We start from the raw sequence: 24,388 nt of genomic DNA on the forward strand, positions 1-24,388 counted from the left end.
TTTAAACGCGGCAATTAACTTATCACGGTTGGCTTCATCGTGAAAGCTTACTGAGGGATAACCGCTCCCATGCTCCCGTTGAAGTAAGAAGTAAATGTCTAGACTTGTCTAGGATTTATATAGCAGAACCCTAAGTTTTTGCGTAAAGGTGAATCATGTCTTAAGCGTTCTCAACGTCGAGTATCTAAAAAAGCAAAAGGTTCAAATAATAGAGGCAAAGCTAGATATATTTTAGGAAAACACCACCTCAAAATAAGTAGGCAACGTAAAGACCATGCTGTGAAATTGGCACGGTGCGTAGTTCAGTCCAACGACTTGATAGCCTACGAAGATTTGAGGATTAAAAATATGGTGAAAAATCATTGTTTAGCCAAGTCTATAAATGACGCATCTTGGTATCAGTTTCGTGTTTGGGTTGAGTACTTTGGGAAAGTATTCAAACGAGTCACGGTTGCGGTTAATCCGCAATATACGAGTCAAGAATGCTCTAGTTGCAAAGTCATTGTTAAGAAAACACTATCTACTAGAACGCACGTTTGTAAGTGTGGTTGTGTGATGGATAGAGATGAAAACGCAGCTAGAAACATACTATTTCGCTCCTTGGGTACGGTAGGGCATATCGGAACCTCTGCACTAGATGTAGGCAACGCTTGGGGAGATGAAACCTCTACTCTAGTTGGTGAAAACCTGCTTGAGCAAGTTATGTCTTAGATTCAAGAATCCCCGTCTCTGAGCGAGCGGGGAGTGTCAATACAATTATCAGTCACTAGTCATTTCATCTCGCCATTTTGAGCGATCGCTACTTTCTATGTCACGCGATCGCGCTTCTAACCAAGTTTCCCAAGATAAAGCTTTCTGTCTTTCCACATGATTGATAAACTGCATAATCGATTGATCTGCCTTGATCGGGGTTCTCATGTCAAACTTAATTGTTTGGAAAATCTTCGTATCACCTTTAGCAAAGTAGTTACCCACCATCTTTGTAAGTGATAGCACAACTCTATTAAATAACCAACCGAAAAGACCTTTGCGTTTTTTCGTAATGAACAAAGTTTGACCTTCCGCTTTTCCTCCTTGGGTCATCCGCAGGGTAAACATGATGTGGAAGTGCAAAAAGTCGGGTCCAACTGTAACTGTACCCGTACTACCATACCAATAACACATGTTGTAGGTGACGGCGTTTTTGTAGAATGGACGAATCAACTTGATGAAAAACGAATCTTCACCACCCCGTGTAGTGTTGCTGAAAGCGATCGCATTCTCATTCAGTTCGTCTTTGTGAAAAACAATTTCTAAGGGCAAATTGTGAACTGTATTGAAGTGTTGAGCGTCAATTGCATTAATCATCACCACATTCGGATGACAATTTTTGATGAAACGAGAACCTAAAGCGCTGTAACATTCTTCCTCTTCCAATTCCGGGACAAAGGGTAACGGTTGGTGTGGAGTTTCCCCAGCCCAAACCCAAATCATCCCATATTTCTCTGCCGTGTGCCAAGATTTCAACTTCATCGGCAGCGGTTCTCCCAAACAGGGGATATCAACACAAATCCCATCAGCATCAAACTTCCAGTTGTGGAAAAAACAGCGCAATTCATTACCCTCAACTTTGCCTTCTGCTAAATGAGCACCCATATGTGGACAGTAGGCATCAAAGGTAATTACTCTTTTATCTTGACCTCGGTAAATAACTAGTTCGCGACCGAGAACTGTAACAGCTTTTACCTCACCCTTCCTTAAATTGCGCGAGGGTAATACCCAATACCACCCCTCGATAAAGCGCTGTGGGTTATTGAAAGTCTTTTTTTGGCTTCTTGCGCTAAAAATCTGCGAGTTGATATTCATGTTGAGGTTTTCGCTTCTGGTGAAGCAGCTGATATATAATTCCCAATTTAATAGTTCTCAAAATGTTGCGATCGCAAAGCGACTCTAAAAGAGTATCGCTGGTTTGAAATGAGGAGTATTTTTTTCTATCCCCCATTCTGCTGGAAACTGTTGCTGCTGCTGAACAGGGGAATTAGCGAACCACATTCTTCTCCCTGCATCTGTCAGGTTTTCTTCACAAATTTCTGTCAAGCAGACGAGTTCGGCACCTTGGAGATGATTGGGGTTACGTTGCTGGAAAAAGCGGATGTGAGGATCTTGCAGTCTTTCTGGGGGAATCCCCCGCAGACAGTCTCGCAGCACATGGGGATGAGGAAAGCGGACTATTCCGGCTTTTGTGTCATAATATTCGCCAAAGCGATCGCCTGCAAGAAACTCGATCAACCAGGAAATATAAACTGGTGTAACTGCATCATATCGCGGATAAAACTCGCGCCAAAAAATCGGCAGAAAACGATAGGTACGATATCCCCCAGAAATGAGCAGCCAATATAGTTTACCCTGAGCATAATCACGCCGAAGCTGATTCACCGAGGTTATCCAACACCGAGAAAGCGCAGAACTCGACCAACCGCTTGGGTCCATTATGGTGTCTCCAGAATAGACTACACTTAATTTTTCCCCCTCAAACTCGGTGTTATACATCAGCAGAGTAGAAAAACCTTGCAGCCGATCTGTTTTTTCATCTTTGAGCAGAATTACCCAGTTTTTCTGGCTTAAGTCTGTGTCAAAAACATCTCGTTTTACACCTTCAAAATAAATGCTAAGTAGCGAGTACATAGCTTCCCTATCTTCTGGTGATAAATCTTCAGTCTGAACCAGTCGGCTTTTCATTGCTTCATCAAAACAAATTTCGTCGCTCTATTATATGAACTGTAATCATTTGTTTAATGTAATTATAAAGTTATGTGTCAAAAACTCATCTCTGGCATTACCATTTTAAAATTGCCATGTTATTCTCCAAAATTGAATTTGATTGAGATTTTGTGACGATTTATTAAGTATCAGTTACATCCCATATTCCGCAAATAACAACGCTCTCCCCCCTCTTTAAAGACGGGGTTTATACCCAGCGCGAATTTCATTCCAGCCTTGCATCATATCTGGTAAACTCGCTTGGGGGTTAGCAGATATGATCGGATTGACACTCTGCGGTCACTTATACACGCAGATTCTCTAAGACTTGCTTAAAAGGGATAGTCAAATATCCCCCTAGACGCTCAAAACAATTACCAGCACGAGAGGTATTGCAATTGCACTTACTTAAGATTTAATTATTTGTTTTCCGAGTTCATCACTTGCCAGTTCGGTACGCTTCATGTTTTCCCATTACTTGTTTACCCAGAGTCGCAACTTGTGCGGGTGCGAGGTAAATCAGGGGTTACTACGAGTCAAAACACTTCAACACGTAGATGATTATTCCTACTCACACTTCAATTTTATCATTTTCCACGGTGGTTAAAACCACAGGTGGCGTGTTTCCTCCACTGCCTAAAGTCAAGTGGCGTATCCTCTCGACCCGCGTTTTTCTTGTGAAAATTAACTATGCGTTACCCAAAACCATTGTAGAGACGTAGCATTGCTACGTCTCTACGTCTCTACGTCTCTACGTCTCTACGTCTCTACGTCTCTACGTCTCTACGTCTTTTGTGGAGATGTCTATTGGTAATTATCCCTATTCACCATTCCAAACCCGATATAAATTTTGAAAAAACTGGAAACACTAACTACCACCGAGTTAGCAACCTGGGTACAACAAGCCAAAACTCACGTGAATCAGGGAGTAGTTGCTAACCGCATTCCTAAATTAGCTGTTATCGATCCTCATTACTTTGCGGTTCACATTTGCTGTCAATCAGGACAAGCTTACAGTACAGGCAATACAAACTGTGTTTTTCCGTTGATGAGCGCGATTAAGCCGTTTTCACTATTATATCTGCTAGAACATCTGGGATTGGAAACAGTTTTTCAGTGGGTTGGGGTTCAGCCATCAGATGCTCCGTTTAATTCTCTCACGCAACTGATTAGCGATCAAGGATTTCCTCGCAATCCGATGATTAATAGTGGTGCAATTACTCTTGCTGATAAATTACCAGGAAAAAATCCAAGCGATCGCACACAAAAATTTTGTCACTGGCTCAATCAATTAGCAGGTTGTAACTTCAAGCTGGATGAAGCCATGTTAGCTTCAGTACGTTCAGTTAATTCTCAAACCAATCAGGCGATCGCTCAATATCTTGCTTTATCTGGATATATAGATGATGTTAAAACTGCTCTAGACACTTACGAACAGATTTGCTGTCTGTCTGGCACAGTTGAAGACTTAGCTTGTTTTGGAAAAATTTTATCTTTTCTCGAAGTTATACTACCACAAAATCGCCGCTGTGTCAATGCCCTGATGTTAACTTGTGGATTGTATGAAGCATCTGGCAAATATAGCATCCGGATCGGATTACCGATGAAATCAGGAATTAGCGGTGCGCTTTTAACAATAGTACCAAAACAGGGAGCGATCGCCACCTACAGTCCCGCCCTAGACAGTGTAGGTAATTCTGTAGCCGGACTTGCCTTTATCGAAGCATTATCTGAAAATTTACACTTAAGTCTACTGTAGTTAGCGCTTAAGCGCTAAAGTGCTAAATACAAGCAAAAGTTATAGCTAGGACTTACGCACGCTCTCAAATTTCTTATAAGAGTGCATTGACGTTTAGACGTCGTTTCAGGCTTTGATCAATTATCCTTTGATAAATAGCGATGCCTAAAAACAGTCGAAAAATCAAGGTTTAATACCTGAAATCCATACCACACATTTGGTATTTCCTGTCAATGCGTAAGTCCTAATCAGATCACTATTTGCAGTCTGCAATTTGCACTTTTTTTATGAACATTACTCTCCCAAAGCAATACAACTTCCTCTCTCGCTTTTCGCGACTAGCACTCATCAATGTGCTTTCGAACCTCATGGAGCCGCTAGCCGGAACAATCAGCATAGCTTTTTTGGGTCATTTAAGCAAAATAGATCATCTAGCAGGAGTTACTCTCTGTGCTACCCTGTTTAACATAATATATTCCCTTATGAGCTTTTTACGGATGGGAATCACTGGAGTAACAGCGCAAGCGGTTGGACTAGATGACCGTGAGGAGATGCTGCTAGTTGCACTACGAAATGGTTTGATTGCGCTGGGTATAGGTGGACTGCTTCTATTATTCCAATATCCTCTGCAACAATTCTGGTTTGGCATCATGAATACGACTTTAGAGGTTAATGCATCAGGTATTGACTATTTCCGTGCCCGAATCTGGGGAGTACCTGCTGTTGCCCTCAATTTAGTGATAATTGGCTGGTTTCTCGGACGGGAGATGAGTGGCTATGTGTTGCTGATGTCAGTAGTGGGTAATATGGCAAATATTGTGTTTGATTACCTGTTTATTGTCCATTGGGACTGGGCAAGCACAGGAGCAGGAACATCCCAGTCAATTAGTCAGTATCTTATGTTAGTAGTAGGCATAATTTTAGCAAGTTTTAAAACTGACTGGGAAGAAGCTCCAAATGCAGTTAAAAAATTTTGGAATGCAAGTGCATTTAAAGCGGCTTTTACCCTCAATATTAATCTCTTCATTAGGTCTTCAGCTAATATGTTTGTCTTGATCATTTTCACGGCTCTGAGTTCTGCAATGGGGACTATTGTCTTGACTGAAAATGCCTTACTCTTACAAGTATTGTTAATTTCCATCTATATTTTTGAGGGAATAGGATTTGCTACAGAGACTTTGAGCGGAAAATTTAAAGGACAACAAGCGAATGGGCAGTTATTACCCCTATTGCAGGTAACGTTAGGAAGCAGTCTACAGGTAGGATTGATTTGTGCCCTTGTGTGTATTCTTTTTCCTGAGATAGTCTTTGGTCTATTAACCAATCACGACGAAGTAACTTCGCTTCTTAGAAGCTATCTTCCTTGGTTATTCTTTGTACTGGAATTGTTTTCAGTTTCTCTAATACTAGATGGGTACTTTGCAGGTTTAGGCTTAGGGGCAGGCATACGTAATGCTTCCTTGAGCGGAGCAATGTTAGGATTTGCACCCCTAGCAATCATGGCAGGGTATTATCATAACAATCATATTTTATGGTTTGCTCTATCTATGTCGGTGATCACAAAGTTGGTAGTTCTTGGGTTACAATTGCAAAGTTTTGTAGTTCAAACTTTCGTATCTAATGTTACGGAATCAAGGTCAAAGTCATCTGAAGGAGCGTAATAAAAAATGTTATTGTCACGAAGTTTTCGCCAAAAAGGAAAGGAGGAAATAAAGAGAATATGTATTTTTTCTTCGGCATCACATCTAAATTGAAAAAGGGTATCTATAGATTACCCTATCCGTGTATCCCTCGATTATTTATTGACAGACTACTAGAGGATTAGACGTAAATGCGGTGGAACTAGTAGTTAGCGATGGTACAACTGGATTGCCCACAGTGATGCAGCTACTCCTTTTCTAGACCAAGCGCATGGGCATGGTGGATAATGCGACGACATGTCTCTTCGATGCAAGCATCGAAACCATTCAGCTTGAAAACTGTGCTAACTCCATGACCACCAGAATCTCGGTCAGGTGGGTAACCATCTCGCAGAACACGAAACGATGGGATCACAGGCCAATCATAGACAAAAAGTGCAATAAACTCATCGATGGGTATGCCATCCTTGTCAGTCATGGCAATGTACTCTTCGGGTGATTTCCTTGTTTGACTGTGGTACTTGGCATAACCTGGCATTGCTAGGCAGGTAAAGATTGTGTCACGTCCATTTTCCTGCAACATCAACAAAGTCTGAAGCTTCATTAAGTAGCTGGCTACCGTGGGGAAGCGCTTGCTAAATCCAGATGCAACAATATATACATTGCGACCAGTCGGGTCGAACGTTACTTGCAATCTACCGTGGTCAGTTACTTCAGACCAACTTCCATAAGTATATGGATCAACAGATGTCGGCTGTAGCACCTGCCACGCGCCCAACTCCCCATTACGCTCCATTACCCAGAACCATGGCATATCACCACTATTGAGCAAATCAATACGATCAGCGATGAGAAAGGGAGGCGCAATTGCCTCTTCTCCGATCCAGCCATACGCCTCCCTTTCAAGCTGGCTTAGTTTTGCTACATCTGTCATTACTGCGGGTCGAACCGTCCATGGAGGAAGATGTAAGGGGTGGGAGGCAGGGGACAATCCCAGCTTGGTGAGTGCAAAAGACTGTACCTCAACCAACGCATCCTGTTTTGACGTAACTGATGACTCGATTGGGACGTTTTGTTGGTTGGACTGTGGTGCAATTCTATCGAGGAGAAAGCTGGCTAGCTGGTTAATCGTTGGATGGTCAAACAGAACTCCCACTGGCAGTTCCACCCCTGTAGCAGAACGTAGCTTATTACGCAGTTCGACTGCTATCAAAGAATCTATCCCTAGGTCGAAGAAGCCCGTTTCTAATGAAATAGATTCTGGCTGATTAATGCCTAACACTATAGATAGTTGATGACGAACATGAGCTATTAATAGGGAACGACGTTCCCCAAACGTAGCCGACTCCAACTTTAACAGAAATTCCGAGCCAGATACTTCATCTGCTGGAGATGATTGAGCTACAATCACTGCTTGTTCAGATAAGATTTCTGACATACCTGCCAATCCCAAATAGGCTGGAGTATCTTCTCCAATGAATGATGCAAAAATCTCTTGTTCTCCCGCACAATTAAGTTTTTGACCTAAGAGGGGATGGATATTTTTGCCTTTGGGCAAATACTGTTTCTTTTGAGAATTGTGGTTAGTTTCAATCCAGTAGCGTTGTCGTTGGAAGGGATAAGTGGGTAATACTACTTTCTTGCGGGCATAATCCCGGTCAAAACCTAACCAGTCAACTTTGACTCCCCTAACATATAGCTCTGCTAAACTTTGGAGCATTTGCTGCCAATCTGCTTGACTTTCCCGTAGAGAGGGCAACCAAGTCCCTATTCCTTCTGGTAAACACTGCCTTCCCATGCCTAATAATATGGGCTTAGGTCCAACCTCTAGGAAGATTTCATAACCTTCTTGGTGTAAGGTCTCCATGCTTTTGGCAAACTTGACTGGTTGACAGACATGACTTACCCAGTAGTCTGCTGTGGAGATCCTCTCATCTGCTCTGTTGCCTGTGAGATTTGAGATTAATGGAATTTGGGGTTGATTGTAGGTGATTTGATTAGCTACCTCGGCAAATTCCTTTAACATTGGCTCCATTAGGGATGAATGGAAGGCATGGGATACTTGCAGTGGAGTTGCCTTGACTCCCCGGTCTGCAAAGGTCTGACAAATGGTTTGCAGCAGGTTGGCATCTCCAGAAATGACTGTGTTTTGTGAACCGTTGATGGCGGCGATCTCCACTTGTTGTGCATGAGGTGCAATTACCAATCTCACCTCCGCCTCATCATCCATGATAGCTGCCATAGCCCCACCCGATGGCAAGCTCTGCATCAAGCGTCCCCGCTGGGCAATTAGCTTTAAACCATCTTCTAAGCTAAATATTCCTGCTACACAAGCAGCTACATATTCCCCTACACTATGACCCATCACCACATCTGGTTTGATGCCCCAAGAAATCCACAACTGGTAGAGTGCATACTCTAAAGCAAATAGGGCTGTTTGAGTATAGACGGTTTCATTTATGGGAGATGTTTCTTCAGTCTGAGGATAGAGTAAGGAGAGTAGGGGGATCTCCATATAGGGCTGCAGGATTTGCTCGCAACGAATTAATACATCACGAAAGGTCGGCTGAGTTTCATATAACAAACGTCCCATTCCTACATATTGTGACCCTTGTCCTGTGAAGAGAAAGGCAATTTTTGGCTGCTGACTCGATATCCTACTCTCTACACCGATAGCTTCTTCTCCCAAGCTGAAAGATGATAGACTTTTGCTTAACTGCGGGATAGATTCAGCTACCAGAGCCAGGCGATGCTTAAAGTGCGATCGCCCCAAATTAGCCGTAAAGCAAATATCCGCTAACTCCAAATCTGCATTAGTTGCTAAGAAATTTGCATAACTTTGAGCCAGTTCCGCCAGAGCTGCTTTAGTTTTTGTAGAAAGAGTTAATAACTGATAGGAACGTTCAAACAACGGTGACTTAACTTCTTTTGCTGGTGCTTCTTCCAGAACTATATGAGCATTAACACCACCAAACCCAAATGAACTTACCCCAGCTCGTCTAGGAATGATATCTCCCTGTTTTGTCCTTAACTGTTCCCAATATTTTGTATCTTCGACTATGTAGAAAGGACTATCATCCAATTTAATCCGTGGATTCAAGTGCTGATAATTGATAGTTTTTGGTAGTTCCTGATGCTTCATTGCTAGTAATACTTTGATGACCCCAGCAACTCCTGAAGCTGATTCCAAATGTCCAATATTTGTCTTGACTGAACCTAATCCACAATAAGGTTCATTATTTGGCTCCATTTCATACTGTTGATACAGTTGTGTAAACGCTCGTTTTAAGCCATTAACTTCAATCGGGTCACCTAACGGTGTACCTGTACCGTGAGTTTCGATGTAAGAAATTGTGTCGGGTGAAATATTGGCTTTTTTGTATGCACTACGAATTACTTGTGATTGCGCATAAGCATTAGGAGAAGTTAAAGTTCGGGCTCTACCACCATGATTAATAGCACTTCCTCTAATTACACCATAAATATGATCTCGATCTTCAATTGCACGACTGAGCGGCTTTAATAGGATGACTCCTGCTCCTTCACCTCTTACATAGCCGTCTGCTTCAGCATCAAAGGTTTTGCACTGCCCCTGAGGTGACAACATGCCTAACTTGCTAAAGGAGATATAGTATGTGGGGGTACAAAGTATATTGACACTACCAACTAGTGCCATCTCACATTCATCTTCTTTGAGAGAGTATATAGCATTATGAATCGCTACAAGTGAACTTGAACAAGCCGTATCCACAGCCACACTAGGCCCACGGAAATTGAAAAAATAAGAGAGCCGGTTCGGGATGATGCTTGTATAAGTGCCTGTTGATATATGCCCCTCAATGTTATCTAGATTCTTTTCTAATAATTCTTTATAGTCAGAATTACATACACCTATGAAAACACCTACATTAGCTCCTGATAATTCTGACGGTGCATACCCTGAGTCTTCTAAACATGTCCAAGCCAGCTCCAGCATGAGCCTCTGCTGAGGGTCTAACAGTGTAGCTTCTCGGGGTGATATACCAAAGAATGTAGCATCAAATTTGTCAGCATCTGCAATGAATCCACCCCACTTACTAATAGTCTTATTAGGAGATTCAGGATTAGGAGAATAGAAGGATTCAGAATTCCATCTATTTGAGGGAATCTCCGTTATGCTATTTACACCTCGTTTGAGATTTTCCCAAAATTGGTGATAGCTTCTAGCTCCTGGAAACCGACACGATATACCGATGACAGCGACGAAATCCCCCAATTTATCCATATTATCGATAGTTTTAGTTTTAGTGTTAAGTTATATAAACAATAATACTTGTTGCAAGACGGCAGGAGCTAAGTGTCAGATTTCAAATGTGGCATTCTCAATAATATTGACAATTGAGTCATGAAACAATAACATCATAAACGAGAAATCAGCAGTTCTAGACTTTATCTATTTAAAGATGTCAAAGCAAATTTTACACCAGAATCTACTGATGAGCAAATAAACAAAGGGCATGGTCGAGTAGAAAAACGTCATGTCAGTATTTGTCAAACACTGGATAATATTCGTCCTTGGCGAGGACTCGCAACTATAATTCAAGTTAAATCTGAACGTCAAGTATTTAGGACTAGCCCTTTCAAGGTGACAAACGAAGATACGTTGTTTAAGTGCTACCATCTTGAATTCTCCGCTCAGATTTTGGGCTTTTTGAAGGTTGAAATAACCAATCTTCGTTCCGAATTTCACCACCTTGAAAGGGCTAGTCCTAATAGCTTTTTTAGCCTTTATCTAATAATGGTGCTGACAACTCCGGCTGATTTAGCGGCAAATTCAAAGATGGAGAAGCATCATTGAAATCTCCCTTTAATTCCGGTTCTTGCGGATTGGGAGCGATTTTTTCTGGTAAAGTGGTTGACTGCGGAGTTGGCGTTTCCTCTAATTGTGGTTCAGGTTTTGGCTCGATAACTTCTGGTAATGTTGGCGATACACTTGGAGATGGTGTCACAGGTGGTTGTAAAGTGGGAATCTTAGGTGTCCGACGATTGAAAAAACCGCCTGATTTTGCTGGTTGCGGGGATTGTTGCGGTATGGCTAGTTCCTTAGTTTGCGTTTCCTTTGGTTGAGGTTCAACTTGTCTTGGCTGGATTGATTCAGACTCAGTAACAGGTTCCTCTACCTTAGTTTGGGGTGTTGTTTCAACTGCTGGTGTGAGTATTGGTTCAGCCGTTGTTGATTTAGCAGTATAATTGGGGTCTACAATGGAGCGAACTTGCTCTGCTGAAAGTTCACCTCTAACGATTTTAGAAAGAGTGTCTTTACCCTTAGGTTCGTAGGTAATCAGCCTGATTGTGCTGTTGAAGACATTTTTCACAACATTTCCCTGATCGTCGAGAAATTCCAGCTTCACCCAGTTTTTACCAGGTTTAAAACCTTTGAGATAAATAGACTGCCAGCGATCGAGAACAAAGCTTTCATCATTAATTGTGCAACGAATGCGCCAATCAGCAATTTGATTATTGGGATTGTATGAAGCAACGAGGTGCAAAGGCGCATTAGTTAAATAAAAGTCTAGTAGAATTGGTTCTGCCCCATAGATGCCTTGAGGACGGTTGTAGGTTATCAGGGGTAGTGCCGGATCGGGATTGTTATCGTCGGTTTTCGTAAAGATGTGAAATGTTGTCTGAGCGTAAGCACCGGCATTTTTAAAGCTTTCATCCCAAGGACGAGAAGCAAAGACGCGCAAAGTATGAGTACCTGGAGATAAGTCTGGTAAAACCAGCGGTTGATTCAGATCGTAAACACTTATGTAGGGTTCATTATCAACAATTACATTTAAATGCAGTCCTAGATTGAATTTTGGGTCTTGAAATATTGGTAAATCCTTAACTTGCAAACGGACTGTAACTTTGTCGTCTTGGAGAACTTCATCAGCTTGGGGAGTAACTATTGTTACTTGCGGTTGATAAACTTCTAAGGACGCTCGCAGTTCTTGAATTGCCGCTGGTGGGGAAACTTCAGAGAATTGCCGAGAAATCTGTTGCGGCTTTTCTTTGTGTCCAGCAGACACTTCTTGGCTTACGACTTTTTCGCCACAACTAGTAATACTCAATACCAGTAAAACAATTATTAGCCACCTGAGGATACCGATCCTAGGTTCTATTTTCGCTATTGCTGTTGTCCGCAACTTCATGACTTCCACCTAGTTTTAGTCTTCAACAACTGATTTTGGCGCAAATCATGCATTTGGAACCATAGCCCAAAAGGTGAAATTTTCTGCAAATCTGATTTTTTTAGGTCTATATCAGTTATTTTTCCAAATTAGTCATATTTATCACAAATATTTATTAATAGCAATTTCCGCAAAATATGGTAGTTACCTTTATTTAAAAGACCAACATATACAAATCAAAGGCGAACAGAGCGAAAATGCTTACTGCGTCTTGTTTGTGGATAAATTTTCCGAATTGTTATCGTTTGTAAGTTATATGAAGAAGCTATTGACTTTTGGACAAGTTGTTTTGAGGGAAAAAGCAGATTCCACAATTACTCCAGGGTTTTTTAATTATTGTTAACTTGTGTTCAACAATGTGGGAGATAAGACTTTATAATTCAACAGAAAGCAATCTCCACTCTTTGTCTTCACCGCTGCTATCAGATATATCTGGAGCATCAGACTAAGCACAACTTAGTCAAGAAGACAACAAGTGGTTTAAATGATTCCTCACATCCTTGTTAAGAGAGGAGGGTCTGAATGACGATAAGTCCTCCAGAGCGAGAGGAGAAAAAGGCAAGAGTAATAGTCGATAAAGACCCAGTTCCTACCTCCTTTGAAAGGTGGGCGACCCCAGGTCACTTCGACAAGAACCTTGCTAAAGGGCCAAAAACCACCACCTGGATTTGGAACCTGCACGCTCTCGCCCACGACTTTGATACACATACCAGTGATTTAGAAGACGTATCCCGCAAAATATTTGCAGCACACTTCGGGCACCTAGCCGTAGTGTTCATCTGGTTGAGCGGGATGATATTCCACGGCGCGAAGTTTTCCAACTACGAAGCCTGGTTAAGCGACCCCTTGAACATTAAGCCAAGTGCTCAGGTCGTTTGGCCTATTGTGGGACAAGATATTTTGAATGGTGATGTCGGTGGTGGCTTCCACGGTATCCAAATCACCTCAGGCTTGTTTCAAATCTGGCGTGGCTGGGGTATTACAAACTCCTTCCAGTTGTACGTCACCGCCATCGGCGGCTTAGTGATGGCAGCGTTAATGCTGTTTGCTGGCTGGTTCCACTACCACAAACGCGCTCCCAAACTGGAATGGTTCCAGAATGTGGAGTCGATGATGAATCACCACTTAGCAGTATTGCTGGGTTGCGGTTCTTTGGGATGGGCAGGTCACATCATCCACGTATCAGCGCCGATTAATAAGCTTTTGGATGCAGGTGTGTCGATAAAAGACGTACCTTTGCCCCACGAGTTCATCCTGAACAAAGACTTATTGATCGAGTTGTTTCCCGGCTTTGCCAATGGTTTAACGCCATTTTTCACATTGAATTGGGGTCAGTATGCTGACTTCTTGACCTTCAAAGGGGGTCTGAACCCGGTAACTGGCGGCTTGTGGATGAGTGATATTGCTCATCACCATTTAGCGATCGCTGTTCTCTTCATCATTGCTGGTCACATGTACCGTACCAACTGGGGTATAGGTCACAGCATGAAAGAGATCCTCGAAAACCACAAAGGTCCCTTCACAGGCGATGGTCACAGAGGTCTCTACGAAAACATGACCACCTCGTGGCACGCTCAGTTAGGAACAAACCTCGCAATGCTGGGTTCCCTAACAATCATCGTGGCACACCACATGTACGCGATGCCACCGTATCCGTACTTGGCAACCGACTACGCGACACAGTTGTGTATCTTCACCCACCATATGTGGATTGGAGCCTTCTGTATTGTAGGCGGTGCGGCTCACGCCACCATCTTCATGGTGCGGGATTACGATCCTGTAGTGAACCGAAACAACGTTTTGGATCGGGTGCTTCGTCACCGAGATGCAATCATCTCTCACCTTAACTGGGTTTGTATGTTCCTCGGCTTCCACAGCTTTGGATTGTACATTCACAACGACACGATGCGTGCCTTGGGTCGTCCCCAAGACATGTTCTCAGATACAGCAATTCAATTACAGCCAGTATTTGCTCAGTGGGTACAAAACATACACACATTAGCACCTGGCGGTACTGCTCCCAATGCTCTAGAACCTGTTAGCTATGCTTTCGGTGGCGGAATTTTGGCTGTAGGCGGTAAAGTGGCAATGATGCCGATCGCATTGGGTACGGCGGATTTTATGATCCACCACATTCACGCATTCCAAATTCATGTCACAGTCCTGATTCTGTTAAAAGGATTTCTGTTTGCTCGCGGTTCTCGTCTGGTTCCAGACAAAGCAAACCTCGGCTTCCGCTTTCCTTGCGATGGTCCAGGTCGTGGTGGTACTTGTCAGGTATCCGGTTGGGATCACGTATTCCTCGGTTTATTCTGGATGTACAACACCATTTCCATCGTAATTTTCCACTTTAGTTGGAAAATGCAATCAGATGTCTGGGGGACGGTAGACAGCGATGGAGTTGTGTCTCACCTCACTGGTGGTAACTTCGCCGAAAGTGCCATCACAATCAACGGCTGGTTGCGTGACTTCTTGTGGGCACAAGCTGTACAAGTGATCAACTCCTACGGCAGTGCGCTGTCAGCTTATGGTCTACTTTTCTTAGGCGGTCACTTTATTTGGGCATTCAGCTTGATGTTCTTGTTCAGCGGTCGCGGCTACTGGCAAGAACTGATTGAGTCCATCGTTTGGGCGCATAATAAATTGAAAGTAGCACCATCAATTCAGCCTCGCGCTTTGAGTATTATTCAAGGTCGTGCTGTTGGGGTGGCTCACTATCTCTTAGGAGGAATTGTTACCACCTGGGCATTCTTCCACGCACATATACTTTCAATAGGGTAGCAAGGGAGAGTTAAGAGTTAAGAGTTAAGAGTTAAGAGTAACTTCTAACTCCTAACTTCTAACTCCTAACTCCTAACTACTACTCCTAACTCCAGTAGCTGATGGCTAAAGGTCAGAGGATTTATCACACCTATGGCAACAAAATTTCCAAAATTTAGCCAGGATCTCGCACAAGACCCGACTACACGTCGGATCTGGTATGCGATGGCTATGGGAAATGATTTTGAAAGCCACGATGGCATGACAGAAGAAAATCTTTACCAAAAGATTTTCGCTACGCACTTCGGTCATTTGGCAATCATTTTCCTATGGGCTTCGAGCCTTTTATTTCACGTCGCTTGGCAAGGTAATTTTGAACAGTGGATCACAGATCCCCTTCATATCCGCCCGATCGCTCATGCGATTTGGGACCCACACTTCGGTAAACCAGCCATCGAAGCTTTTACCCAAGGTGGTGCCAGCAATCCAGTTAACATAGCTTACTCAGGTGTTTACCACTGGTGGTACACCATCGGGATGCGGACGAACAATGACCTATATATGGGTTCAGTGTTCCTCCTGCTATTGTCAGCAGTATTTCTGTTTGCAGGTTGGTTGCACTTGCAGCCCAAGTTCCGTCCCAGCCTCTCTTGGTTTAAGAGTGCTGAACCTCGCCTAAACCACCACTTAGCTGGTTTGTTTGGTGTTAGTTCTTTGGCTTGGACAGGTCACTTAGTTCACGTAGCGATCCCCGAATCTCGCGGACAGCACGTGGGTTGGGATAACTTTTTATCCACCCTGCCTCACCCAGAAGGTTTAACACCCTTCTTTACAGGTAACTGGGGTGTTTATGCTGCTAACCCCGATACAGCACAGCATTTGTTTGGTACATCTACTGGTGCAGGGACTGCGATTCTGACTTTCTTGGGTGGTTTCCATCCTCAGACCGAATCGCTGTGGTTGACCGATATGGCTCACCACCACTTGGCGATCGCTGTCATCTTCATCATCGCCGGTCACATGTACCGCACTAACTTCGGTATTGGTCACAGCATCAAAGAAATGCTGAACGCCAAAAACTTCTTTGGCGCTAAAACCGAAGGTCAGTTCAACCTACCTCACCAAGGGTTGTACGACACCATCAACAACTCCCTGCACTTCCAATTGTCTTTGGCTTTGGCAGCGTTGGGAACCATCACCTCCTTGGTGGCGCAGCACATGTACGCTATGCCTCCTTACGCGTTTATCGCTAGGGATTACACAACACAGGCAGCGCTGTACACCCATCACCAATACATTGCTGTATTCTTGATGACAGGTGCTTTTGCTCACGCCGCCATCTTCTGGGTACGTGATTACGACCCCGAACAAAACAAGGGCAACGTACTTGACCGCGTGCTGAAGCACAAAGAAGCGATTATCTCCCACCTGAGCTGGGTATCTCTCTTCTTAGGCTTCCACACCTTAAGCTTGTACGTACACAACGACGTAGTAGTAGCTTTTGGAACACCTGAGAAACAAATCTTGATTGAACCGGTGTTTGCCCAGTTCATCCAAGCTTCTCACGGTAAAGTGCTCTACGGCTTAAACACCTTGCTGTCTAACCCTGATAGCATTGCCTTCACGGCTTGGCCCAACTACGGTAATGTTTGGTTACCAGGGTGGCTGGATGCAGTTAACAACAGCACCAACTCCCTATTCTTAACCATCGGTCCTGGCGACTTCTTAGTACACCATGCCTTTGCGCTGGCTATCCACACCACTGTTTTGATTTTGGTCAAAGGTGCTTTGGATGCCCGTGGTTCTAAGCTGATGCCCGATAAAAAGGACTTCGGCTATGCCTTCCCTTGCGACGGTCCAGGTCGTGGCGGTACTTGCGATATCTCTGGTTGGGATTCGTTCTACCTGGCTCTATTCTGGTCATTGAACACCGTTGGTTGGGTGACGTTCTACTGGCACTGGAAACATCTAGGTATCTGGCAGGGCAACGTCGCTCAGTTTAATGAGTCTTCTACGTACCTGATGGGCTGGTTCCGCGATTATCTGTGGGCTAACTCCGCTCAGTTGATTAACGGATACAACCCCTACGGCATGAATAACTTGTCTGTCTGGGCTTGGATGTTCCTCTTTGGACATTTAGTTTGGGCTACCGGTTTCATGTTCCTCATCTCTTGGAGAGGTTACTGGCAAGAGTTGATTGAAACTTTAGTTTGGGCACACGAGCGCACTCCTTTAGCGAACCTAGTTCGCTGGAAAGACAAGCCCGTTGCTATGTCCATCGTTCAAGGTCGTGTGGTTGGTTTAGCTCACTTCACAGTTGGCTATGTCTTAACTTACGCAGCCTTCCTCATTGCCTCTACTGCTGGTAAGTTTGGTTAATTCAGCTTTCCTGTAGTGTTGTAGGTAGATAATTAAAATCCCCCACCAAATGGCGGGGGATTTTTTGTATCATCCTGACTGATCGAACAATTTAGGACTTACGGACTGTACAAATTTGTTATCTTGTGCATTAAGGAAAATACCGCGATTTCTTTATAAATAGCGATCGCCTAAAAAGTGTCGCTCCCTCAAGATTTAATACCTGAAATCCATACCCCATATTTAGTTTTTCCTGTCAATGCGTAAGTCCTGAATGTTCTTTACTCACCTTCAGGAAAATGGGGGATCATGACTTCTCATGAATATCACGGTTTACTTGGTGGTACTCAGGAGTTTATGGATGAAGTTCGTCGGAGAATCCCAAACCTTGATGAGCAAGTGTATGGTTTTCTGGAGCTTTGGCAACAGCATAAGGCTCACAATATAGGTGCTAAAACAGACTGGTTACCAGGACTGTTAACGCAAATCTACGATGAAGAAACAGCATCAGAGATGTTACGAAAGGCAGACTTGCCGTGAGGAACTCAAAGTCCAATTAATTTGTGCTTCTTATTGAAAAAGGGGACGTATTTATCAATTGATAATTCTTCCCATAAACACGTTTACTGAAGCTTTAGAGGCTTTTAGAGTCGATGCAAATTGTCAAGTTCACGGCATATCAAATTTATTCATCGCCGGTAGCTCTGTTTTCCCCACAGGAGGCTACGCTAATCCCACACTAACTATTATCGCTTTCGCAATCCGGTTGGCAGATCGTGTGAAAACCCAGTTTGCTGCTAAGTCAGAGAATGTTACAACCGACCTACTTCAGACAGCTGCTGTAACTGACAAGTAGTCGCATTATTGAAGACGCCAAAATTAAGAGCGCAAACGCTATTAGCAGCATTTGCGCTTTTCCTGTGTCCGAATTTAAATTAAAACGCGATCGCCTAAAAAGTGTCGAAAAATCAAGGTTTGAGGTGTCCATTTGGGGACGCTTGAATGCTTGGACTGGGAAACAGAGATTTTTCAAGCTTCCTAAAGCAAATATCAGTATTATTACTTAATTTTTTCTTGTTTTATCAGTAAAGATTACGTGTTTTCCTCATTTGGAATATAGCTTATATTGTTGTTGAATTGAAAGCGAATATTTCTTTTCATGGGTGTAGGCTACAACTGGTTGTACTTTATGATTAAACACTTGAAAGTCGATTTTAGGAAACCACAGGAAAGTTTTGTTGTTGTGGCAAAAGATGATGGTGATAAAAGCTACTTCATCATCCGAGTCGGAAAAAAAACAACAGATGACTTTTTCTGGTGTAAAGCTAATAAACCATTGAAGCTAAGAGAAGTGGTTACTGGTTACTTGCATTCAGATACGTATTCGCATCTTAATAAAGTGCACCAGCTAATAATTCAATAAATAATTATTAGGTTGGATTATCAGACTCGTTATTGCCATATTTATTACCAATTTACAGAATCAAGCAGCCAAGGCAACTCGTTGGCTGCTATTTGTATTAAAGAAAAAGCGATCGCATAAAAGTCAACCAGTAAATTACTTACAATTGTATTGACGTTCCGGTGGAACTGCGATATTTTTATTAATTAACATTAATAAAACAGAATATATATTTACTAGTACATTAGGGCAAAAAAAGTGACCAGCCTTGTTTTCTAGATCCTCGATACCCCAGGACTTTTTATAGATGTTGGCTGGTCACTTTTTTCCGAATTACTCCACTAGTTTGTAAATATAAATAAATAATTGTAATCAAAATATATATTTTCCCGTTTCATCCCTTGACTATAAGCGGTGAACTTTCACTTTTATTTATAATAAAAAAATCAAACAAACATTTGAGCAACTGTACCAATGAAGTATGATGAAGGATAAAGCCTGAAACTAAAAAACTATGAAAGATAAATCATCTGTAAGGTCTTAACTTCATCCTTTATCCTTCTCCTCCACTCCTAGGCTACGCGAACATACTTCATCCTTCAGTTGACAAACGCTAGGTTCAGGAATTCGCCATGCATGAACTATTTCAAGCTGTTTTAAACAGTGATGAGAAAACAGCTTTACGTCAGTTGGTCTTTGCATTAAATGTCTCAGAGAAGGGATACTTCTTGAGAAATGAAATTCTTTCAGCGTTTGCAGACTACTGTGAGCAATCGCAAAAACCTGCGTATTTTTACCATTCTTCTTCTTTGGGGAAGTTAATTCACTACACCCATGAAATGATTATCGAAGAAGAAAATACTTGGTTTGTTGTCCGACCGAGAATCGCTAGCCAAGAAATTTGGCGACTTGAGGCAAACATGACTTTCGAGTCTCAAGAGCCAAAAGCATTGTTAGATGTGCGCGATCGCTTGGTTAACCGTTACCAAGCAAACATTCTGGAAATAGACACCCATCCCTTTTATGAAGGTTCCCCAAATATCAGCGACCCAAGAAACATTGGTCAAGGTCTAACATTCCTTAACCGTTATTTATGCAGTCAAGTATTAACCGATCGCCAGTACTGGTTAGATGTATTGTATGATGTTTTACAAAAACGGGAATATGACGGCATCCCGTTGTTAATCAACGATCGCATTCATTCCGGTTCCGAATTATCTCAACAAATTAAACAAGCAATCAAATTAGTTAGCGATCGCCAACCTGACGAATCATACGACAAATTTCACCTAGACTTTCAACAAATCGGCTTTGAACCAGGTTGGGGAAACACCGCTTCCCGCGTCAAAGAAACCCTCGAACTCCTCGAACGACTCTTTGAAAACCCAGAACCACCCATCCTCGAAGCCTTCGTTTCCCGGATTCCCGCAATTTTTCGCGTCGTCCTCGTTTCTATACACGGGTGGGTTGGTCAAGAAGACGTTTTAGGAAGACCAGAGACAATGGGTCAAGTCGTCTACGTCTTAGAACAAGCTCGCAGCTTAGAAAATAAACTGCAAGCAGAAATTCAACTTGCCGGACTCGACCTGCTAAACATTAAACCCCAAGTGATTATTCTTACCCGGCTTATCCCCAACTGCCAAGGAACCCAGTGCGGATTACGCGTAGAAAAACTCTTAGGAACAGAAAACGGCTGGATTTTGCGCGTTCCTTTCGGTGAATTTAATCTTGAAGTTACTCAAAACTGGATTTCTAAATATGAAATTTGGCCTTATTTAGAAACATTTGCCAATGACGCAGAAAAAGAACTGTTAGCTCAATTCAAAGGAACCCCTAATCTAATTATTGGCAACTACAGCGACGGAAACTTAGTAGCCTTTCTTCTTGCTCGTCGTCTGAAAGCCGCTCATTGCCACATTGCCCACTCCTTAGAAAAACCCAAACATTTATTTAGCAACCTTTATTGGCAAGACCTAGAAAAACAATATCATTTTTCCGCGCAATATACCGCCGATATCATTAGCATGAATGCTGCCGATTTTATCGTCACCTCGTCCTACCAAGAAATTGTCGGTACACCCGACAGTATAGGACAGTATGAGTCCTATAAGTGCTTTACCATGCCGGAATTGTATCATGTGGTGAATGGAATTGATTTGTTTAGTCCCAAATTCAACATGGTTGCACCCGGAGTAAACGAGAACATATTCTTTCCATTCAGTCAAGTCGAAGACCGAGATAAAACCGTTATTAAACGAGTTAGGGAGCTATTATTTCACCAGGAAGACCCGCAAATATTTGGTAATTTAGATGACCCTAACAAACGAATAATTCTTGCAGTTGCTCCGATGACAGGAGTGAAAAACCTCACCGGTTTGGCAGAATGTTTTGGCAAAAGCCAGGAATTACAAGCGCGTTGTAACTTGGTTATCCTTACAAGTAATTTACATGCTTCCTCAGCCACCAACCCAGCAGAAGCCGTAGAAATTGAAAGACTCCAAGAGATCATTAACCAGTATAATTTAAATGGGAAGATCCGCTGGTTGGGAATGCGCCTGAAAAGCGTTGACCTCGCCGAAGCTTATAGAGCGATCGCCGATCACCAAGGGATTTTTGTCCACTTTGCTCACTTTGAAGCCTTCGGACTCACAATTCTCGAAGCGATGATTTCTGGCTTACCAACATTCGCTACTCAATTTGGCGGAGCCGCAGAAATTGTCGGCGATCGCGACAATGAATTTCAGATCAATCCTACCGACTTAGAGGGGACAGCAACGCGAATCTTGAACTTTATTGACCAATGCGAAACGAATCCCGAATATTGGCATAAAATCTCTGAATGGGTCATCCAACGAGTTCGTAACAACTACAACTGGCATTTACACAGCAATCAGTTGTTATTGTTAGCTAAAATATATACATTTTGGAACTTTGTATCCCGTGAAAATCGTGAAGCTCTGCTTCGCTACATGGAAACTCTCTTCCATTTAGTTTATAAGCCCAGAGCAGAAGCAATCTTAGACGAGCATATGCATCGATGAAAAAGAGGGGGAAAGGGGAAAGGGTAAAGGGTAAAGGAAGAAATATTTTCAAGCTCTTTCGACTGATTTTAAATGACTCCATCCCCCTTTCCCCCTTTCGCTTTACTCTTTCCCCCTCTTAAAAATTCCGGTAAAGAAAATAATTTTTTTCAATTTGGAATAAATAGTCCTTCAACCAAGGCAGTTGTAATGGATACAACAGGTAATTCTCAAGATTTTATTTATACAGACTGGACATTAATCGAAACCAAAGTTGATTTTAACAAGTTTCCCCACAGAGAAACAGTTTTCACCATCGGCAACGGTTATCTAGGAACACGGGGCACCTTTGAAGAAGGGTATACCCAAGCATCACCAGCTACATTAATTCATGGTGTTTACGATAGTGTGCCAGTAGTTTACACTGAACTTGTGAATTGCCCCGACTGGCTACCACTGATTGTAATTGTTGATGGAGAACGCTTTCGTCTCGATCAAGGAGAAATATTAAGTTACGATCGCCAACTTGACTTGCGTCAGGGACTAATTAACCGTAAAATACGTTGGCGCACTCAAAGCGGAAAAACCATAGACTTGAGTTTTCAACGCTTTGCTAGTTATTCCGATCAACATGTCTTAGCCCAGCGTTGCCAAATTACCCCAGTCGATTTCGATGGATTAATCGAAATTCAAGCTAGCATTAACGGCTATCCAGAAAATCAAGGCTTCAACCATTGGGAAGCACTCGATCAAGGAAATATTGACAACGGAATTTGGTTATATCGTCGTACCCGCAACTCCCGCATCGAAATCAGTCTCGCAGCACGGATGACACTATCTGGGGCAGATGCATCTATGCTTGTTACCAGCGCTCCCGGTTATCCTACCTTAAATACCAAATTCCAGGCAACAGCCCAACAGACAGTCACCTTAGAAAAGATAATTACAGTTTTTACATCGCGAGAAGTAGCGCATCCTATCGCAGCAGCTCAAGAAAAACTCGCTCAATTGCCTTCTTACTCCAAGTTGCTCGATGCTCACGAAAAAGCTTGGGATGAAGTTTGGCAACAAAATGACATTGTAATTGAAGGAGACAGGAGAGCGCAATTCGCAGTGCGGTACAATATCTTTCAGATGCTCATCGCCGCTCCTCGACACGATGAGAAAGTGAGTATTCCCGCGAAAACACTTTCAGGATTTGGTTATCGGGGTCATGTATTTTGGGATACGGAGATTTTTCTCTTGCCCTTCTTCACCTACACCCAACCAAACATCGCCCGAAACTTGCTAACTTACCGCTACCATACCTTAAATGGAGCCAGACGCAAAGCAGCCCATGACGGTTATAAAGGAGCGATGTTCGCTTGGGAAAGTGCCGATACTGGTGACGAAGTTACCCCGCGTTGGGCATTACCTAACGATCCTTACGGTGAAGACGTGCGAATTTGGTGCCGCGATCGCGAAATTCACATCAGTGCAGATATCGCCTACGCCGTGTGGTATTATTGGCAAGCCACAGGTGACGACGAGTGGATGCAAGAGTACGGTGCCGAGATTATTTTAGACACCGCCATATTTTGGGCAAGCCGAGTTGAGTACAACACCAAAGATGAAAAATACGAAATTCGCGGGGTAATAGGCGCCGATGAATATCACGAATTCGTCCACAACAACGCCTTCACCAATCGGATGGTACAATGGCATTTGGAAAAAGCCATCATAGTTCAAGATTGGCTGCGTCAAAATAACAGCGATCGCGCGACTGAATTAGAAGAGAAATTAAAATTAACTCCAGGCAGGCGATCGCGTTGGCAAGATATCATCACAAATATCTGGATTCCCTACAACGCATCAACCAAATTAATCGAGCAATGCGAAGGATTTTTCAAGTTAGAAGACATTAACTTGCAAGAATACGAACCGCGCACTCGTTCCATGCAAGCTATTTTAACCATCGAAGGCGCCAATAAACGGCAAGTCCTCAAACAGCCAGATGTCTTAATGCTCCTTTATTTAATGCGGCAATCACAGGAATTTCCCTACAACCAAGAAAATTTAGAGAAAAACTGGGACTACTACGCACCTCGTACCGACATTACTTATGGTTCATCCCTAGGTCCTGCCATTCACGGAATCTTAGCCTCAGACTTAGGCAAAACAGCCGAAGCTTACGAAAGATTTATGCAAGCAGCAATGGTAGATTTAGAAGATGTGCGCGGCAACGCAGCTGATGGAATTCATGGAGCTAGTGCTGGTGGAGTTTGGCAAGCCGTAGTTTTCGGCTTTGGTGGTATCCAACTGCACGAAAATCAACCAGTAGCCAACCCCCACCTACCCCCAGGTTGGACACGCTTAAAATTCAAGCTGCAATGGCGTGGAAAATCACACGAATTCGACTTGGAGCCGAAAATGGGACAAGGAGACATGGGGACACGGGGAGGGGGAGACAAAGAGGAATTTCTCCCCCCCCCCCCCCCCCCCCCCCCCCCCCCCCCCCCCCCCCCCCCCCCCCCCCCCCC

14 protein-coding genes and 1 pseudogene are annotated in these 24,388 nt (G+C 43.1%); 11 read left to right on the forward strand and 4 right to left on the reverse strand.

Features of this window, described 5'->3' with window-relative positions; genetic code table 11:
- Positions 1-126: 126 nt before the first annotated feature.
- Positions 127-711, forward strand: a pseudogene (locus OGM63_RS10435) (RNA-guided endonuclease InsQ/TnpB family protein); the annotation flags it as partial.
- Between the two features lie 48 nt (positions 712-759).
- Here the strand turns inward: OGM63_RS10435 and OGM63_RS10440 are convergent.
- Together OGM63_RS10440 and OGM63_RS10445 are read right to left on the reverse strand one after the other, a co-directional pair.
- Entirely contained in the window at positions 760-1,845 is a 1,086-nt protein-coding gene (locus OGM63_RS10440; protein WP_263745455.1) for an aromatic ring-hydroxylating dioxygenase subunit alpha, read from the reverse strand.
- Between the two features lie 84 nt (positions 1,846-1,929).
- On the reverse strand, positions 1,930-2,718 hold the full coding sequence (locus tag OGM63_RS10445) for a hypothetical protein (RefSeq protein ID WP_263745457.1): 789 nt from the start codon (positions 2,716-2,718) through the stop codon (positions 1,930-1,932).
- Positions 2,719-3,589: 871 nt separating this feature from the next.
- Between OGM63_RS10445 and glsA the strand changes: the two genes are divergently transcribed.
- Together glsA and gntT are read left to right on the forward strand one after the other, a co-directional pair.
- Positions 3,590-4,498 (forward strand): glutaminase A, encoded by a 909-nt coding sequence (gene glsA / locus OGM63_RS10450; RefSeq protein WP_263745458.1) that lies wholly within the window; start codon positions 3,590-3,592, stop codon positions 4,496-4,498.
- A 266-nt stretch (positions 4,499-4,764) separates the two neighbouring features.
- Complete coding sequence (gene gntT, locus OGM63_RS10455; protein WP_263745460.1) at positions 4,765-6,138, forward strand: guanitoxin biosynthesis MATE family efflux transporter GntT; 1,374 nt, start codon at positions 4,765-4,767, stop codon at positions 6,136-6,138.
- A gap of 226 nt (positions 6,139-6,364) precedes the next feature.
- Here the strand turns inward: gntT and OGM63_RS10460 are convergent, their stop codons facing one another.
- A complete protein-coding gene (locus OGM63_RS10460) occupies positions 6,365-10,381 on the reverse strand; it encodes a type I polyketide synthase (protein ID WP_263745461.1) in 4,017 nt (1,338 codons plus the stop codon).
- 496 nt (positions 10,382-10,877) lie between these two features.
- Complete coding sequence (locus tag OGM63_RS10465) at positions 10,878-12,290, reverse strand: hypothetical protein (protein ID WP_263745462.1); 1,413 nt, start codon at positions 12,288-12,290, stop codon at positions 10,878-10,880.
- Between the two features lie 561 nt (positions 12,291-12,851).
- Between OGM63_RS10465 and psaA the strand changes: the two genes are divergently transcribed.
- From psaA to OGM63_RS10505, 8 genes are all read left to right on the forward strand, one after another.
- A complete protein-coding gene (gene psaA, locus OGM63_RS10470; protein ID WP_263745463.1) occupies positions 12,852-15,110 on the forward strand; it encodes a photosystem I core protein PsaA in 2,259 nt (752 codons plus the stop codon).
- A 132-nt stretch (positions 15,111-15,242) separates the two neighbouring features.
- Complete coding sequence (gene psaB, locus OGM63_RS10475; RefSeq protein WP_263745465.1) at positions 15,243-17,468, forward strand: photosystem I core protein PsaB; 2,226 nt, start codon at positions 15,243-15,245, stop codon at positions 17,466-17,468.
- Positions 17,469-17,756: 288 nt separating this feature from the next.
- Entirely contained in the window at positions 17,757-17,987 is a 231-nt protein-coding gene (locus tag OGM63_RS10480) for a hypothetical protein (RefSeq protein ID WP_263745466.1), read from the forward strand.
- Positions 17,988-18,045: 58 nt separating this feature from the next.
- Positions 18,046-18,303, forward strand: coding sequence for a GMC oxidoreductase (locus OGM63_RS10485; protein WP_263745467.1), 258 nt, complete (start codon positions 18,046-18,048; stop codon positions 18,301-18,303).
- Between the two features lie 64 nt (positions 18,304-18,367).
- Positions 18,368-18,514: a hypothetical protein gene (locus OGM63_RS10490; protein WP_263745468.1), complete on the forward strand. Its 147-nt coding sequence runs from the start codon at positions 18,368-18,370 to the stop codon at positions 18,512-18,514.
- 92 nt (positions 18,515-18,606) lie between these two features.
- Positions 18,607-18,870 (forward strand): hypothetical protein, encoded by a 264-nt coding sequence (locus OGM63_RS10495; RefSeq protein ID WP_263745469.1) that lies wholly within the window; start codon positions 18,607-18,609, stop codon positions 18,868-18,870.
- Between the two features lie 611 nt (positions 18,871-19,481).
- Positions 19,482-21,890, forward strand: a complete 2,409-nt coding sequence (locus tag OGM63_RS10500) for a sucrose synthase (RefSeq protein ID WP_263745470.1) — start codon at positions 19,482-19,484, stop codon at positions 21,888-21,890.
- A gap of 189 nt (positions 21,891-22,079) precedes the next feature.
- The coding region (locus OGM63_RS10505; RefSeq protein ID WP_263745471.1) for a glycoside hydrolase family 65 protein at positions 22,080-24,388 on the forward strand (2,309 nt) is incomplete at its 3' end.

Source organism: Plectonema radiosum NIES-515 (assembly GCF_025753815.1).
Classification (GTDB): Bacteria; Cyanobacteriota; Cyanobacteriia; order Cyanobacteriales; family Nostocaceae; genus Hassallia; species Hassallia radiosum_A.

Excerpts from the sequence above, each read along its gene's own strand:
- OGM63_RS10440 (WP_263745455.1), bottom strand. The coding sequence starts at position 1,845 with ATGAATATCAACTCGCAGATTTTTAGCGCAAGAAGCCAAAAAAAGACT.
- OGM63_RS10445 (WP_263745457.1), bottom strand. The coding sequence starts at position 2,718 with ATGAAAAGCCGACTGGTTCAGACTGAAGATTTATCACCAGAAGATAGG.
- gntT (WP_263745460.1), top strand. The coding sequence starts at position 4,765 with ATGAACATTACTCTCCCAAAGCAATACAACTTCCTCTCTCGCTTTTCG.
- OGM63_RS10460 (WP_263745461.1), bottom strand. The coding sequence starts at position 10,381 with ATGGATAAATTGGGGGATTTCGTCGCTGTCATCGGTATATCGTGTCGG.
- OGM63_RS10465 (WP_263745462.1), bottom strand. The coding sequence starts at position 12,290 with ATGAAGTTGCGGACAACAGCAATAGCGAAAATAGAACCTAGGATCGGT.
- psaA (WP_263745463.1), top strand. The coding sequence starts at position 12,852 with ATGACGATAAGTCCTCCAGAGCGAGAGGAGAAAAAGGCAAGAGTAATA.
- psaB (WP_263745465.1), top strand. The coding sequence starts at position 15,243 with ATGGCAACAAAATTTCCAAAATTTAGCCAGGATCTCGCACAAGACCCG.
- OGM63_RS10480 (WP_263745466.1), top strand. The coding sequence starts at position 17,757 with ATGACTTCTCATGAATATCACGGTTTACTTGGTGGTACTCAGGAGTTT.
- OGM63_RS10495 (WP_263745469.1), top strand. The coding sequence starts at position 18,607 with ATGGGTGTAGGCTACAACTGGTTGTACTTTATGATTAAACACTTGAAA.
- OGM63_RS10500 (WP_263745470.1), top strand. The coding sequence starts at position 19,482 with ATGCATGAACTATTTCAAGCTGTTTTAAACAGTGATGAGAAAACAGCT.